We start from the raw sequence: 17,016 nt of genomic DNA on the forward strand, positions 1-17,016 counted from the left end.
AGCCTCTACAATAGGAAAGAAGCTCTAATAAAGAGGCGTGATTTGGCCTTGGAATAAAGGGATTTTATGGTTGAACGGATTATTGAGTTTTGTGCACGCAATCGTTTTATTGTGTTGCTTTTTGTGCTCGGGTTTTCTTTCATGGGCTATATGGCCTTGAAGAATACCCGTATGGACGCATTGCCTGACATTTCAGACACTCAGGTCATTGTGTATACGACCTGGATGGGACGTTCGCCCGATCTCATCGAAGATCAAGTCACGTATCCTATTGTAACTGCATTGTTGTCAGCACCAAAAGTAGTAGCTGTGCGGGGATTTTCTGATTTTGGCTTTTCTTATGTCTACATCATTTTTGAGGATGGTACGGATATTTATTGGGCGCGAAGTCGGGTCTTGGAATACATGAGTCAGCTGTCTGGAAAATTGCCCGAAGGAGTGACTCCTCAATTGGGCCCTGATGCGACACCGGTGGGTTGGATTTATCAATACGGCTTGGTGGATGACAATGGCAAGCATAACCTGGCTGAGTTACGCACATTTCAGGATTGGTATTTGCGCTATTGGTTAAGAGCGGTTCCTGGGGTGTCTGAAGTAGCCAGTGTGGGAGGTTTTGTCAAGCAATACCAAGTCAATTTGGATCCAGTCAAAGTCCTTGCCTACAACCTATCGGTTCCTGAGATTGTTGAAAAAATTCGTATGAGTAATAACGACACCGGTGGTCGAGTCATTGAGTTTTCGGGCGTGGAGTACATGATTCGTGGTCGCGGATACATTAAGTCTACTGAGGATATTGAAAAAATTGCCGTGGGCACCAATGCCAATGGCACACCGATTTTATTACGTGATGTAGCGACTGTTCAGCTTGGCTCGGACATGCGCCGCGGGGTGGTCGATTTAAATGGCCAAGGCGAAGCCGTGGGTGGCATTGTCATCATGCGCTTTGGTGAAGACGTGCTGCAAGTGATTGGTCGCATCAAGGATAAATTGAAAGAATTAGCTTCGGCAATCCCGGAAGGGATAAAAATGGTTCCTGTGTATGACCGAAGTCATTTAATCCGGGAAGCGATTTCCACGGCCAATTGGAACTTGATTGAAGAACTGGTGGTGGTTGGGTTACTCATTATTGTGTTTTTAGGGCATTTTCGCTCGGCATTGATTCCTATTATTACTTTGCCGCTGGCGATTTTGATTTCGTTTATCCCCATTTATTTCTTACATGTCGGACTGAATATCATGTCCATCGGAGGCATTATTGTCGCCATTGGCGATATGGTCGATGCGGCCATCATCATGGTCGATAATGCCCATAAACGCTTAGCGGATTGGGAAGCAAAAGGAAGCCCAGGTGATCGCACCCAGGTGTTAATCGATTCGGCGAAAGAGGTGGGGCCTGCCATTTTTTCATCCCTTTTGGTCATTGCCATCTCCTTCATGCCCGTTTTTACCTTGGAAGCTCAAGAAGGGCGGCTGTTTTCGCCCTTGGCTTATACTAAGAATTTGGCCATTTTCATGAGTGCTTTACTTGCCATCACCTTAATTCCTGTCCTATTGCCTCTTTTGGTGCGTGGTCGAATTATCCCTGAACAAAAACATCCGATTACTCGCTTGATGCAAACCATGTACGCGCCCGTGTTGAAGCTTGCTTTGAGGTATCGCAAGTTCGTAATGGGAATTGCCATTGTATTGGCTATGGCCACCATTCCTCTTTATAAACTCATTGGCTCTGAATTCATGCCCCCTCTTTATGAAGGGACGATTTTGTATATGCCGGTTACTTTACCGGGTATTTCGGTGACGCAAGCGACGGCTTTGCTTCAAGAAATGGATAAGAAATTAAAAGCATTTCCAGAGGTGGCACACGTTTTTGGCAAGACGGGAAGAGCCGAAACGTCTACCGACCCTTCTCCATTTAATATGATGGAGGTGATTGTGGAGTTAAAGCCTAAAGAATTTTGGCGCAAAGGAGTGACTTATGAAAGCCTGGTGAAAGAGATGGATGAAGCGTTGCAATTCCCAGGTGTGAGTAATGCTTGGACCATGCCCATTAAAGCGCGTAATGACATGCTCACCACAGGAATTCGGACTGCTGTAGGAATAAAAATTTTTGGCCCCGACATTAAAAAAATTGAAGCCATTGGCAAAGAAATTGAAATGGTGGCCAAAGAAGTAAAGGGCACCAGTACGGTTTATGCCGAGCGGGTGGCTGGAGGCTACTTCCTTGATTTTCAAATTAATCGGGACCAGTTGGCTCGCTATGGTTTAACCATTATGGACGTTAATCGCATCATTGAATCGGCCGTGGGTGGTGAAAACATTGCCACCACGATCGAGGGGCGTGAGCGCTACCCAGTGAATGTGCGTTATTTGCGAGAATTGCGCGATGACCCCGACAAGCTCAATCGTATTTTAGTCAAAACACCCAGTGGTGCGGAGGTACCCATCGCGCAATTGGTGACGCTAACTTTTCGTTCAGGACCTGCCATGGTTCGCGATGAGAATGGCATGTTGGCGGGTTATGTCTTCATTGACATCAGCGGCCGAGACATTGGCGGCTATGTGGAGGAGCTAAAGCAAGCAGTCAAAGTCAAAGTGAAATTGCCTCCAGGTTATACATTGGCCTGGTCGGGACAATATGAGTTCATGCAACGGGTTTATGAGCGACTTAAAATTTTTGTGCCACTGACCTTAGCTATTATTTTTGTTTTATTTTACTTTACCTTCCGCACCATCACTGAGACTTTAATGGTGATGCTAGGCGTTCCCTTTGCTTTATTTGGCGGCTTTTTACTGCTTTATGTATTAGGGTATAACATGAGTATTGCGGTTTGGGTAGGGATGATAGCGCTTGCAGGAGTTGCTGCTGAAACCAGTGCTGTGATGCTCGCTTACCTTGATTCCGATTACCATGAACAAAAGGAAAAAGGGGGGCTCAGAACCTTGTCCGATTTGATTCAGATGGTGCAACAATGTGCAGTCTCCCGCATTCGTCCCATGGCTATGGCGGGTCTTGCTAACATCATTGGCCTATTACCGGTGATGTGGGCTACAGGCATTGGAGCCGATGTGATGAAGCGTCTTGCCGCTCCTATGGTCGGTGGGGTTTTTTCAGCGCTACTGCTGACCTTAATTGTGATTCCTGTGGTTTATGTGATGTGGCGGGGCCAAATGGATTTGAAAAAAACAGCAGACTTAACGGAGGCAAGATGAAATTAACTTTTTTAGGAGCAACTGAGACGGTTACTGGTTCTAAATATCTTTTGACCGTCGGTTCTAAAAAAATCCTGATTGATTGCGGTCTTTTTCAAGGCTATAAAGAATTACGATTACGCAACTGGGCTCCTTTACCTATTGACCCCCATGATATCGATGCGGTGATTATCACTCATGCGCATATTGACCATACGGGTTATCTTCCCTTGCTCGTCAAAAATGGATTCCAAGGCAAAATTTATGCAACACCGGGTACCAAAGCACTGTGTTCCATTTTGTTACCCGACAGTGGTCATCTGCAGGAAGAAGAAGCCCGCTTGGCCAATAAGTATGGATTCTCCAAACACCAACCTGCTCTTCCTCTTTATACTGAAAAAGAAGCTCATACTGCATTGCAGTATTTTGAAACCATTGATTTTGATACCCCGCATCAATTATTCCATGATTTCAGTTTTGTGTATCATCGTGCTGGTCACATTGTGGGTGCGGCCATGGTCAAAATAAAAACCCAAAAAGGTTCCATTGTATTTACTGGAGACATTGGCCGTCCTTATGATCCCGTTATGAAAGCCCCTGCCTTCATTCAAGAAACGGATTATCTGGTGATGGAGTCCACCTATGGTGACCGATTGCATGATGCCACAGATCCTTTGCCTCAAATGGCTCAGGTGATTAATCAAACCGTTAAACGAGGGGGCTCAGTCGTTATTCCTGCGTTTGCAGTAGGGCGTGCGCAAAGTCTTCTTTATTTTATTTATGAACTGAAACGACAAGGGCAAATTACCAAAGACCTTCCTGTCTTTTTAGACAGCCCCATGGCCATTGATGCCACTCATTTACTCTGCACTTATAAAGAAGACCACCATTTAACTGCAGAACAATGTCGTGGACTATGCCATGTTGCCACCTATGTGAACACACCTGAGGAGTCCAAGGAGATTGACCGTCATCACATGCCGCAAATCATCATAGCGGCCAGCGGCATGGCGCAAGGCGGCCGCATTCTGCATCATTTAAAAGCCTTTGCGCCTAATCCTAAAAATACCCTACTTTTTACTGGCTTTCAGGCGGGTGGCACTCGTGGTGCTCGAATTGTGAATGGGGAGAAGCAAGTCAAAATTCACGGGAGTTTTATTCCGATACAAGCTAAGGTCGTAGTCATGAGCAGTACATCGGCTCATGCCGACTACCCGGAATTGTTAGAATGGCTAACTCATTTGACTAATCCGCCTAAAAAGGTTTTTATCACCCATGGGGAGCCTCACAGCGCCCAATCGCTAAAACAGAAGATTGAGAAGCAATTAGGTTTTTCTTGCACCATTCCTTCTTATCTGCAAACGGAGGAATTGTGGTGAGTAAGCAAACCTCTCATGGGCTTCGGTTAAAACATTTAGGGATTAAAACCTATCACGAAGCTATTATTTACATGCGCGAGGATTGTCATGTTTGTCATTCGGAAGGATTCGAAGTACAGACCCGTATCCAAGTGACTTTAGGTCAGCGCTCTATTATAGCCACTCTTAATGTGGTGACCTCAGAGCTACTTCAGCCTGGTGAGGCTGGTTTGTCGGATTACGCCTGGGAGTCTTTACATGCCAAAGAAGGCGATGAAATTCAGGTCTCCCATCCAAAACCCTTGGAATCCTTAAGCTATGTGCATACCAAGATTTATGGCAAAGAACTGTCTTATGAACAAATGAAGGTCATCATTGATGATGTGTTAAGCGGTCGTCTTTCTGATGTACAAATCTCCGCTTTTCTAGCGGCAAGTGCCTCAGGACGTCTAACCAGTACGGAAGTGATGAAGCTCACCAAAGCCATGATTGATAGTGGTGATCGCTTATCTTGGCCTTCACCTCTGGTCGTTGATAAACATTGTGTGGGAGGATTGCCTGGAAATCGCACCACTCTGATTGTGGTTCCCATCGTGGCTGCCTTTGGGTTGATGATACCTAAAACGTCGTCGCGTGCCATTACATCACCTGCGGGGACTGCGGATACCATGGAGACTTTAGCTCCAGTCCACTTAAGTCCCCAAAAGATGCGCCAAGTGGTTGAACAAGAAAACGGCTGTATCGTATGGGGTGGGGCTGTGAGTTTAAGTCCTGCTGATGACGTGCTCATCCGTGTGGAACGAGCTATTGATTTAGATAGTGAAGGGCAATTAGTAGCTTCCATTCTTTCTAAAAAAATTGCAACAGGTGCTACACATGCGGTCATTGATATTCCCGTAGGACCTACTGCCAAAGTCAGGAATCAGTCTATGGCGCTCCTTCTGAAACAATTGCTTGAGGAGGTAGGTAACGAGTTAGGGCTTGTTGTCCATACTTTATTGACCGATGGTTCACAACCGGTAGGATATGGCATTGGCCCATCATTAGAAGCTCGCGATGTATTGGCGGTGTTGCAAGGATTGCCTGATGCACCCAATGATTTGCGTGAACGAGCGTTGACGCTTGCGGGTGCTGCGTTAGAGTGTTCTTCGAAAGTACAACCGGGTTTAGGGAAATCCATTGCGAAGCAATTATTGGAAAGTGGACAAGCCTTTAAGAAATTTCAGGCCATTTGTGAGGCTCAGGGTGGGATGAGGGAATTGACAAAGGCACGTTTTACTCATCCTGTTGTGGCTGCAAAGGCAGGAAAAGTCTCCCTCATTGATAATCGAAAGCTTGCAAAAATTGCCAAGCTTGCTGGTGCGCCAAAATCGAAATCGGCGGGTATTGACCTCCATGTCCATGTCGGCGAATCCGTTGAACAAGGTGAGCCTTTGTTTACAATTCATTCGGAGTCTTCAGGGGAGCTCCATTACGCCTGTGATGTTTTACGTGACAAACAAGACGTAATTCTTTTAGGAGAAAGCCCTTGAAGCCCTTATTATTTTCATTATTTGACTCATCAGAAATCGCCAGACGATTACAAGAAGTTCTGCAAGTGGACGTGGGGGATGTGACTTTTCATCGCTTTCCAGACACGGAGTGGTACTTAAAAATCAATTCAGAGGTTAATAATCGCAGTCTTATGGTGGTGGACAGCTTAAACGAGCCGGATGAAAAAATACTCCCTTTGTTGTTTTTTGCCAAAACGGCTAAAGAGTTAGGGGCTCGAAAAGTTGGCTTGATTGCTCCTTATCTTTCCTATCTACGTCAAGATAAACGCTTTCATCAGGGTGAGGGGATTACTTCACGTTATTTTGCACAGATGTTATCCAGTTCATTCGATTGGTTGATGAGCATTGATCCGCATTTACACCGTTATCACTCGTTAGATGAAATCTACTCGATCCCCACTTTTGTTTTGCATGCCACATCGATGATTGCTACATGGATTAAACATCATGTTCCTAAGCCAATTCTAATTGGTCCTGATATGGAAAGTGAACAGTGGGTTGCCGATATTGCAGAAAAAGGTCGTTTTCCCTATGTGATTTTGGAAAAGATTCGGCGTGGTGACAAAGAAGTGACTATTTCAGTACCCACTATTCCTGAACTCGAATCCTCGACACTCGTGCTTGTCGATGACATCATTTCCACCGCTAGAACCATGGTAGAGACGGTGAAGCAGTTACAACAAGCAGGGGGCAAGTCCATCGTTTGTATTGGTGTGCATGCGCTGTTTGCAGAAGATGCTTATTCTTTATTATCTGAGATGAAAGGGGTGCAAGTTATCACGTGTAATACCATTCATCATGTCACCAATGCGATTGATGTGAGTGATTTGGCTGTGGAAGTTCTAGTCAAAAACAAACTGGCCGCTTTAAAAAGTAAGCTAAATAAGTTGATTATTAACAAGGAGTAATCCATGTTTAAAGCCTTTAGAATGATTGCAGTGCTTATTGGGTTAATCGGAGGACTATTCTTTTTGAGTTCCTGCGATGGAGCAGTGAAGCATGGCTCCCAAGAGGTCGATGGCGGCTATGGAGGACACAGCGCGGGCGGGCATGGTGGTCATGGCGGCGCTGGCCATTAAGCCTGTTCGCTGTCTCGGTAAATCAAGTCAAAGCGTACTCACACATAACAGGTAGGGCAAACCATGAAACACGACCATCACCAAGGGCATACCCATACTGACAAAGAACCTGCTTGCTTTCACAAAGAGCATGGCCTCCACAAGCGGCAAGACACGGCTTCTAAAACCGATGGTGCCGTTATCTATACGTGTCCCATGCATCCAGAAATTCGCCAATCAAACCCTGGCATTTGCCCGATTTGTGGTATGACTTTAGAACCGGAATCGATAACTACTGAGGAGGGAGCGAGCCCTGAGTACCTCGACATGAGATGGCGATTTTGGGTAGGGTTGGTTCTTACTTTTCCTATTGTATTGTTGGAAATGGGAGCCCATGGATTTGGGCATTTCATCTCGGCCAATATCTCAAACTGGATTCAATTGCTATTAGCCACACCTGTGGTATTGTGGGGTGGTTGGCCTTTTTTTGTGCGTGGTTGGCACTCTCTAAAAACGCGCCAATTAAACATGTTTACTCTAATTGCCATGGGCATTGGGGTGGCTTGGGCTTATAGTGTAGTGGCTGTTCTGTTTCCTGGGATATTTCCCCTTGCCTTTCGCAGTCAATTCGGCACAGTGGCTGTTTATTTTGAGGCGGCGGCGGTGATTACGACTCTGGTCTTATTAGGGCAGGTGCTGGAATTAAAAGCACGAGAACAAACTGGCAGCGCCATCCGTGCCTTGCTGAAATTAGCTCCTGAAAGTGCCCATCGCATTAAAGAGGATGGCAGCGAAGAAGAGGTATCTCTTGATAAGGTGCACGTTGGCGATAAGCTTCGTGTTCGTCCTGGTGAAAAAATACCGGTGGATGGGGAAGTGCTGGAAGGACGAAGTTTTATCGATGAATCCATGGTGACCGGCGAGCCTATTCCTGTTACAAAAGAAGCGGGCGCCAAAGTGATTGGTGCAACAATCAATCAGACAGGCAGTTTTATCATGAAAGCCATGCATGTGGGCAGTGATACCATGCTGGCACGCATTGTCCAAATGGTCAGTGAGGCGCAACGAAGCCGTGCGCCGATTCAGCGATTGGCGGATACCGTCTCAGGTTGGTTTGTGCCGGCGGTGATTTTGGTTGCGGTGTTGTCTTTCATTCTGTGGGCACTGTTCGGCCCGCAGCCAGCCTTTAGCTATGGATTAATCGCTGCCGTTTCCGTACTCATCATTGCGTGTCCTTGCGCGTTAGGCTTAGCAACACCGATGTCCATCATGGTCGGAGTGGGAAAAGGCGCTCAGAGTGGCGTTTTGATTAAAAATGCTGAAAGCTTGGAGCGCATGGAAAAGGTCAATACGTTAGTGGTTGATAAAACAGGTACCCTAACGGAGGGGCGTCCTAAACTGACGCGTATTGTCACTGATGATGAGTTTGATGAAGAGGCCATTTTGACGTTTGCGGCGAGCATCGAACATCAAAGTGAGCATCCGCTCGCCACTGCCATTGTCATGGCAGCAAAAGAAAAACAATTGTCATTGGGGACGGTTGAAGATTTTGAAGCACCTACTGGAAAGGGAGTGATAGGTAAAGTAAATGGCCATCGTATTGCCGTTGGTAATGCACGATTAATGCAAGAGTATGGCAGTGATAAGCTTGCCCTTTTTGAAAAAGCCGATGAACTTCGCAGCAAAGGCGCATCAGTCATGTTCATGGCAGTGGATGGTAAAACGGTTGCTCTTTTGGTGGTGGAAGACCCCATTAAATCGACTACTCCTGAAACAATACGTGAGTTGCAGCAAAGCGGCATCGAAATGGTTATGCTCACCGGAGATAGTAAGAAAACAGCAGAAGCGGTGGCAGGTACCCTTGGTATTAAAAAAGTAGTGGCTGAAATCATGCCTGAAGATAAAAGCCGCATCGTGAGTGAATTAAGAGACAAAGGTTTAGTGGTTGCTATGGCGGGTGATGGGGTCAATGATGCCCCGGCCTTGGCAAAGGCGGACATTGGTATTGCCATGGGAACGGGTACTGATGTGGCCATCGAAAGCGCTGGTATTACCTTGTTACATGGGGATTTGCGTGGCATCGTTAAAGCGCGTCGTTTGTCAGAAATGACCATGAGCAACATTCGTCAAAATCTTTTCTTTGCATTTATTTATAATGTACTGGGTGTGCCCTTAGCTGCGGGGGTTTTATACCCACTAACTGGCTTACTCTTAAGTCCGATTATTGCAGCAGCAGCGATGGCACTGTCTTCTGTTTCGGTCATTGTTAATGCGCTGAGACTACGACGGATAAGGCTATGAACAAAAGATGAAAAAAACGGTTGTTAATAGAAAAAAAACAAAAGAGATCTATACTAATAGGAAGCAGTCGGTTGTTCATAAGGCAAAATCATGGTGTTCCCAGCTATTATGATTGTGGTTGGTATTGTCTTTCTAATCGGTGGTGCCTATTTAATTAAAAGCGTACTGCAACAAACGAGCCATTATCGTTGGCAGTGGCTCGTTTATCTTGTTTTTATTGGCGCATTTATTCTAAGTTATTCGGCCAGTATTTTTTATGGTCTCTTGGTTGATCCCCATTGTCTTAATTATTTTTATGGCAGTGTGTTTTTATTAGGCGCTACCTATGTTTATTTGTCTTGTCGTCTTATGACTAAGACCATTCAAAAGATGGAAGTAATGGATGATTTAAAAAATCGCTATGAACTATTAAGGCATCATGTCAAATACGATTCGCTGACTGGTTGCCATAACAGAGAGACTCTTTTTGAAATGTTGAACACACGGTTTCAGCAAATTAAGAGCAGTGATGGATGGGTTATTGTCCTTTTTATTGATATGGATAAATTTAAGGCGGTTAACGATCGTTATGGTCATGATGTGGGAGACAACACGTTGGCAGCATTTGGACAACTCCTAAGGCAGCGATTGCGAAAGGATGATATTGTGGCTCGTTATGGTGGTGATGAGTTCATCGCTGTGATGGAACACATCTCCTTGGATGAAGCGAAAAAGATTGCAGAAAATCTTATTACAGTAGCTAAGCAATCCTTCAAAAAAGGTATTTTATCGAAGCTTAATCTAGGCTGCTCCATTGGCATCACTCAGATGAATCCTCACTCGGCTTCAGTGAATAGCGTGATTAAAGAAGCGGATTTGGCGTGTTATGCGGCAAAGCAAAGAAAAATCAATGGTTCCGTTTGTGTCTATAATCCGATGCTTGCAACAAGGAACGATACGATTGATTTGGGTATTCATCAAATTGCCGAATAAAAAATGAAAACACACAAAACAGTCGTCTTACTGCAGTGCATTAAGCACGCTATTAGCGTGCTTTTCTGTTTTTTTGTTCTACCTCGTCAATTAATATACCACTCTTGTTTAATGGCATTGGGTGGGAGATACTAGAGAATAAAATAATAAAAAGAAGGGATTAATTCATGATTCATTTTCAGATGAAACGCACCATCCTATTGATGGTTTCTGTACTCCTTGTGGGCTGTTCTTATAATGCCAAGTTAACTCCTGAGGGAGAAAAAGTGACCCTTCTCCAATCAGGTAAGCCTTCCAAAGCCTGTGCTTTTTTAGGGGAAGTCAGAGCCTCCGATCGTAATGGCATGAGCCAATCCTATCAATCCCATGATCATTTGATTAAGGATGAATTAAATATCTTAAGAAATGAAGCAGCTCTATTAGGTGCTAACAGGGTTTTAGTGACTCAACATCAGCAAACTTATGAAGGCAATCCCAAAAATGATTTCGTAGCGGACCATTGGATGGTAGGTCGAGCATACCGATGTAAGACGAATTAAAAGTTATTTTGAATCTTATTATTTATGGAAATTAATTCTATGAAGTGGTTTTTTGGTTGGGTGATGCTTCTATTACTGTGTTCCTCTCTGGCTACAGCAGGCAACGTATTAACCCTTCAAGAAATAACTCAAATTGCTCTAGCGAACAACAAGGATTTAAAAGCAGCCCGTTATACTGTTTCTATCGCCAAGGCGCGTTTAATCCAAGCAGGTCTTTGGCCTAATCCAAGTCTTAATCTTTCCAATAACGACGATCGCTTATTTAATGACGAAGGGGAATATTCACGCAGTGCTGGTTTTAGCCAAGCATTTCCTATTTCAGGACGTATTGCAAAACAAAAGACAGTGGCGCGCTTGGATGTGTTAAAAGCCATGGCAGAAATTAGGGAAGCAGAGCGTCAATTAAGTAGCAAAGTAGCGAATGCGTATTATGCTGCTGTGATTACCGAGCGTCGCATGCAACAGGTGAATTACTTATTACGGATAAACCACGAGCTTGTTGATGTGATTCATAACCGTTATCACGCGGCTGAAATTTCAAAGCTGGATGACAATGCAGCACGCATTGAGTATCTGAGGATTGGACAAGAAAAACATCTTTTGCATAGTTTTAGTATCAGTCAATATGCCCTACTGAATCAATTGATGGGGCGGAAAGCCAATTCTCCTTTATCTCTTAAGAGGGATGTCATCACAGGTAAAAAACTTCCTGAGTTAGCCTTCTTAAAAACATTAGCCCTTAAAAATCGTCCTGATCGTCAGGCCATCGCTTTATCGATTCATCGTGCCAATGCCGACAGGCGTTTGGCAAAAGCCGAGCGTTTTGCGGATTGGACGGTAGGGCTTGGTGTTCAACAAGATAAAATTGTGGTGGAAGAGGGACCACCCCAACCCGCTGATCGCACCTTGGGGGTCACGCTTTCTGTGCCTCTTCCTCTTTTAAATCGTAATCAGGGGCGAATTTTAGAAGCCAGTCACACAGGAACTCAAGCGATGATGGCATTACGTGCCTTGGATTTAGTTATTGAAACTGAAATAGCCAGTAACTATGCCCAACTGAAAGCACTTCAAATGAGTCTTAGGGAAACGCAAACTGTTTCTCTTAAATTAGCAGTTGAGAATGTCAAACTGGCACGTGATTCTTATGAGAGCGGACAAATTTCTTTTTTGAATGTATTGCAAGTGCAAAAACAACAAAATGATTTGCAAACAACATATCTCAATACTTTAGAAAAGTATTTGCAAGTGTATGTGGCTTTATGTACGGCTATTGGTCCAGGTAAAACCAATGGGTTTTGCTCTTATTTAGCGTATCAAAGGAATGGGGATAGCAAATGAGATGGTGGCAGCAAATGAGAAGGATGGCATTAATTAGTCTGTTTCTTAGTCTACTCTTTCCTATTCAAGGGTGTTTTGCCCATGGAGAAGAAATTGAAGTGAGCGAGGGAGGAGCCAAAGGCCCCGTTCATTTAACACCAGCACAAACTAAAATGCTTGACATCAAGGTGGTGGAAGCAACCAATCGCCCCATGGCGCAAATGCTTGGTTTAAATGGCCAAATTCAATTGTTACCTGATGCCCAAGCCGATGTCAGTATTCGGATTAGTGGGAGCGTGACCGCCATTGATGTGAATTTAGGGGATAGCGTCAAGGCAGGGCAACGTTTGGCCACAGTACAGTCAAGGTTAGTAGGTAATCCTCCTCCAAGTGTCGCCGTCACAGCCCCCATTGCGGGTATTATTGATGCGAGAAATATCAATTTAGGTCAAGCGGTTGAGCCGAACACGGTTCTTTTTCACATCAGTAATCGCGATAAATTATTAGTCGTAGCCCAAGTGTATGAAGAAGATTTAGGTAAGGTTAAGGTAGGGCAAGAAGTGACTATTCATGCCTTAAGTTACCCAAAGAAGGTTTTTGCAGGACAAGTAACTTTAATTGAACCCAATCTTGACTCCTTAACTCGTACCGTGAATGTGCGCATCACCTTGGATAATGAAGAGAAACTCCTAAAGCCCGGGATGTTTGTACGCGCCAACGTCATTTTAGCTCGTAATGAGGCAGCACTTGCCGTACCTAACGCGGCTCTTTTACAGGCGGATAATCAGCAATTTGTTTTTGTGCAAAATGGGGATACTTACGAGCGAGTGGATGTTCAAGTCGGTGCTGTGGATGATGACTTCTCAGAAATTACCGATGGCTTGGTTCCTGGCGACCTCGTTGTCACTCAAGGCAATCGTGAGCTTTATACATTATGGCTTAGTGGTGGTAGTAAATTTCAATCCGGCAGTCATGAGGAGCCCCAATAAATGTTTACTCGCCTCATTGCCTGGTCTTTACATAATCGCCCTTTGATTTTGGCGTTAACGATTATTCTTTGTTTACTGGGTGGTTATACCCTAAAACGAATGCCGGTGGATGTTTTTCCTGAATTTGCACCACCGCAAGTGGTAGTTCAAACCCAAGCGCCTGGCATGGCAACCCAAGATGTGGAAACCCTGGTGACTTACCCTTTGGAAAGCGCTATTAATGGAACACCAGGGGTAGCTAGTGTTCGCTCAAAAACCTCCGTTGGATTATCGACGATTACCGTGGTATTTGATGATAAAACGGACATCTACCGCAATCGCCAACTGGTTAATGAACGTATTCAACAAGTAGTAAACCGCCTTCCTCCGGGGGTTTCATCACCGGTGATGCTGCCCGTCACCTCAGCGGTCGGGTGGTTGCTTAAATATGCTTTGGTGAGTGGCAGCGCAAGCCCAGAAACACTGCGAACCATTTCTGACTGGACTATTCGTCCGCGCCTCTTAGCTTTAGGCGGGGTGGCTTCTGTAGTTTCCTTAGGCGGGGAAGTCAAGCAATATCAAGTGCGGCTTATTCCTTCGCGCATGCTGGCCTATGGCATCACGGTTGAAGAAGTGCGCCAAGCGTTGACAACAGGAAATCAAAATGTGCCTGGTGCTTTTGTCCATCAAGCCGGTACTGAATTCGTAGTGAGCACCATTGGGCGGATTAAAACGCTTAAAGATATTAAAAAAACACTGATTGTAGTCCGTAATGGGGTTCCTATTACCATTGATAACGTGGCTGCAGTCGCTTTCGGTGGTGAAATTAAACGGGGTGATGCGTCTTATAATGCAGAACATGCGGTGATTGGTACTGTTTCTAAAATTTATGGCGCCGACACATTAACCACGACACATAAAGTGGAACAAGCTTTAGCGGATATCAAAAAATCGTTGCCAGCAGGGATTGAATTAATCACCGAGGTGTTTCGTCAAGCCAATTTTATTGAATCGGCTATTCATAACTTAACGAAAGCCCTGATTGAAGGAGCAATTATCGTCATTGCAGTATTGTTTCTTTTTTTAATGAATTGGCGAGCTTCTTTTATTACGTTTTTGTCCATGCCGGTTTCTTTTATTGTCGGCATCCTGGTGCTTCATTATTTTGGTTTTGGTATCAATTCGATGACCTTGGGTGGGATGGCGATTGCGATTGGGGAAGTGGTTGACGATGGCATCATCACCGTTGAAAACGTGGTCCATCGCTTAAGGCTTAATCGCATGAGCGATAAACCGTTACCCGCGATTGAAATTGTTTTTGATGCGGTTTTGGAAATTCGAAGTTCCGTAGTTTATGCGACCATTATTATTAGCCTCGTGTTTTTGCCCATTTTCTTTCTATCAGGAATCCCTGAGCGGATTTTTAGTCCTTTAGCCATTGCTTATATCGCATCAGTCTTAGGTTCTCTTGTTGTCTCTATTACTATGGTGCCGGCCCTTTGTTATCTCCTTTTAGTGCGAAAAAGTGAAAAACAGCAAGAGAATAAAGTGGTGATGCATGCTTTATCTCAAGAGGAACGTTATCATTTGACGGAAGAAGAAGCAGCCAAACAATCTCAAGCGGAAACTCGTTTTGTGATTTGGCTAAAAAAACATTTTTTAATGGGGTTAAATTGGTCATTGGACCATTGTAAAACGGTCGTGACTATCGCGATTGGCGCATTTGTTTTTGCTTTAGCTTTACTTCCTTTTTTTGGGACTTCCTTCTTACCTGAGTTTCATGAGGGCAATTTTATTATTGTGATGAGTACGTTGCCAGGAACTTCGCTGGATGAATCCATGCGCTTAGGCAATCAAGTCAGTAAAACCTTGTTGAAGTATCCGCAAGTGATTTCCATTGCTCAACGGGCAGGCCGCAGTGAATTGGACGAAGATGCCCTACCACCCAACATCAGTGAGTTCGATGTGCGCCTGGATTTTGGCAAAGACAAGAGCATATCTCCGGATGAATTATTGCAACGCATTCGAGCGGATTTGGCAAACATCCCAGGAGCGCTGTTTAATGTAGGTCAATTTATTGCCCATCGTATGGATGAAGTGCTGTCGGGGGTCAGAGCACAAGTCGCGGTAAAACTCTTTGGTGATAATCTTGCGACATTAAACGAACTGGGTCAATCAGTCGAAGCCCTATTAAAAACCGTACCAGGAATAGTGGATGTTAACAAAGAGCAACAAATTAATGTACCCCAGTTGGTCATTACCATTGACCGAGAAAAAGCCGCGCGTTATGGCATTAATGTGGGGCAAATTTCTGAGGATGTTCAAGTTCTTTTGAATGGCGTAACCGTGTCGAGTATTCTCGAAGGGCAGCGAACGTTTGATTTGTATTTGCGCATGAGTGAAACAGGACGAGATAGTGTTAAAGCCATTCAAAACATGCTGATTGACGCTCATGGAACGGAGAATCAGAAAACTAAAATTCCTTTGCGTGCGGTAGCTGATATTCGCCTAGAACCCCAGCCTTTTGCAATTAATCGGGAAAATGTGCAGCGTGTTTTGGTGATTGCTTTTAATGTGCAAGAGAGGGATTTAGGTAGTGTGATTCAAGAAGTGCAACAACGGGTTAAGGAAAAGGTGACCTTGCCCAGCGGTTATTTCATCCAATACGGCGGTCAGTTTGAAAGTCAGCAGCAAGCCTCTCGCGTGATTATTCTTTTTGGTGCACTTGCTGTTTTTATCATGTTAATCCTGCTTCATAAGGCTTTCGGAACATTTCGTGAGGCACTGCTTGTGATGTTCAATTTGCCTTTGGCTTTGATTGGTGGGGTCATTTCTTTGTTTCTTGCCGGTGCTAACATGAGTGTGGCGGCTATGATTGGTTTTATCACCTTATTTGGAATCGCGGCACGTAATGGGATTATTTTAGTGAGCCACTACAATCAATTGCGTGTCCAGGGACAACCACGTGAGCAAGTGGTCATTCAAGGAACCCTCGATCGCTTAGTGCCCGTACTCATGACCGCCGCAACAGCAGCGCTTGGCTTAATTCCTCTGTTATGGGGTTCGCCTGCAGGAAAGGAACTGGAGCGTCCTTTAGCTCAGGTGCTTTTGGGAGGATTATTTACTTCTACTGTACTCAATATGTTTGTAGTACCTACGGTGTATAATGCTATTGAAGTATGGCGAGAACAGCGGATGCAATTCAATAAAACGGAACAAGGAGAAACAACATGAAGCACGTTACTTTGAAACAAAAAAGTCATTTTTGGTTAGGGCTTATCACCAGTGTTTTGTTGGTTTGTGGGTATTCTCAAGCAATGGCTGATTCTACTGAAGAGTCAACACAATCCATTCCCAAAACGATTCCAGCCATTTGGGAGGCTGTAGATAAGCATGCGGCATCCATTAATCAAGTGCTTAGTAGTGATGATTTAACGACAATACACCAGCATGCATTTGCCATTCGTGATTTAGTCAACGCATTACCTGCATTAAGCAAAGATTTGTCAGAGGAGCAGAAAAAAACACTGCAGCAAAATCTAAGCTATGTCAGTCAATTGGCCACTCGTCTTGATAAATCAGGCGATGCCAATGATAAAAAAGGGACACAAGTCAACTGGCAAAAATTACAAAAAGTGTTGGCGCAGCTGCGTTCTTTGTATCCTTCGGATGCCCCTAATTAATTAAGGCATCGGTTGTAATATATCCTGTGATTCGCAGTTTATTACTGATTCACATTTGTCCTATATAGCCAAACAGGT

General features: G+C 44.5%; 12 protein-coding genes. All 12 read left to right on the plus strand.

Annotated features, from left to right (window positions below):
* Positions 1-66: 66 nt before the first annotated feature.
* The 12 genes from EL201_RS05300 to EL201_RS05350 all read left to right on the plus strand — a co-directional run bounded on the left by EL201_RS05300 (position 67) and on the right by EL201_RS05350 (position 16,938).
* Entirely contained in the window at positions 67-3,210 is a 3,144-nt protein-coding gene (locus EL201_RS05300) for an efflux RND transporter permease subunit (RefSeq protein WP_014843649.1), read from the plus strand.
* A complete protein-coding gene (locus EL201_RS05305) occupies positions 3,207-4,568 on the plus strand; it encodes an MBL fold metallo-hydrolase RNA specificity domain-containing protein (protein WP_014843650.1) in 1,362 nt (453 codons plus the stop codon). The genes EL201_RS05300 and EL201_RS05305 overlap by 4 nt, the downstream gene beginning before the upstream one ends.
* Positions 4,565-6,079, plus strand: a complete 1,515-nt coding sequence (locus EL201_RS05310; RefSeq protein ID WP_014843651.1) for a thymidine phosphorylase family protein — start codon at positions 4,565-4,567, stop codon at positions 6,077-6,079. Before EL201_RS05305 ends, EL201_RS05310 begins: the two co-directional genes overlap by 4 nt.
* Positions 6,076-7,008: a ribose-phosphate pyrophosphokinase gene (locus EL201_RS05315; RefSeq protein ID WP_014843652.1), complete on the plus strand. Its 933-nt coding sequence runs from the start codon at positions 6,076-6,078 to the stop codon at positions 7,006-7,008. Before EL201_RS05310 ends, EL201_RS05315 begins: the two co-directional genes overlap by 4 nt.
* 21 nt (positions 7,009-7,029) lie before the next feature.
* A complete protein-coding gene (locus EL201_RS15640; RefSeq protein WP_162492797.1) occupies positions 7,030-7,179 on the plus strand; it encodes a hypothetical protein in 150 nt (49 codons plus the stop codon).
* A gap of 63 nt (positions 7,180-7,242) precedes the next feature.
* Positions 7,243-9,459, plus strand: a complete 2,217-nt coding sequence (locus EL201_RS05320; RefSeq protein WP_014843654.1) for a copper-transporting P-type ATPase — start codon at positions 7,243-7,245, stop codon at positions 9,457-9,459.
* 90 nt (positions 9,460-9,549) lie between these two features.
* Positions 9,550-10,431 carry a GGDEF domain-containing protein gene (locus tag EL201_RS05325; protein WP_014843655.1) on the plus strand — a complete coding sequence of 294 codons (882 nt, stop codon included), beginning with the start codon at positions 9,550-9,552 and terminating at the stop codon, positions 10,429-10,431.
* Between the two features lie 167 nt (positions 10,432-10,598).
* Complete coding sequence (locus EL201_RS05330) at positions 10,599-10,970, plus strand: DUF4156 domain-containing protein (RefSeq protein ID WP_013101324.1); 372 nt, start codon at positions 10,599-10,601, stop codon at positions 10,968-10,970.
* 39 nt (positions 10,971-11,009) lie between these two features.
* On the plus strand, positions 11,010-12,308 hold the full coding sequence (locus EL201_RS05335; protein WP_013101325.1) for a TolC family protein: 1,299 nt from the start codon (positions 11,010-11,012) through the stop codon (positions 12,306-12,308).
* Positions 12,305-13,276 (plus strand): efflux RND transporter periplasmic adaptor subunit, encoded by a 972-nt coding sequence (locus EL201_RS05340; RefSeq protein ID WP_014843656.1) that lies wholly within the window; start codon positions 12,305-12,307, stop codon positions 13,274-13,276. Before EL201_RS05335 ends, EL201_RS05340 begins: the two co-directional genes overlap by 4 nt.
* The gene (locus tag EL201_RS05345; RefSeq protein WP_013101327.1) at positions 13,277-16,489 is read left to right on the plus strand and encodes an efflux RND transporter permease subunit; all 3,213 of its coding nucleotides are present in this window, start codon (positions 13,277-13,279) and stop codon (positions 16,487-16,489) included.
* Positions 16,486-16,938 carry a hypothetical protein gene (locus tag EL201_RS05350; RefSeq protein WP_013101328.1) on the plus strand — a complete coding sequence of 151 codons (453 nt, stop codon included), beginning with the start codon at positions 16,486-16,488 and terminating at the stop codon, positions 16,936-16,938. The genes EL201_RS05345 and EL201_RS05350 overlap by 4 nt, the downstream gene beginning before the upstream one ends.
* The last annotated feature ends 78 nt before the right edge of the window (positions 16,939-17,016 follow it).

It is taken from the genome of Legionella pneumophila subsp. pascullei, from assembly GCF_900637585.1.
GTDB lineage: Bacteria > Pseudomonadota > Gammaproteobacteria > Legionellales > Legionellaceae > Legionella > Legionella pascullei.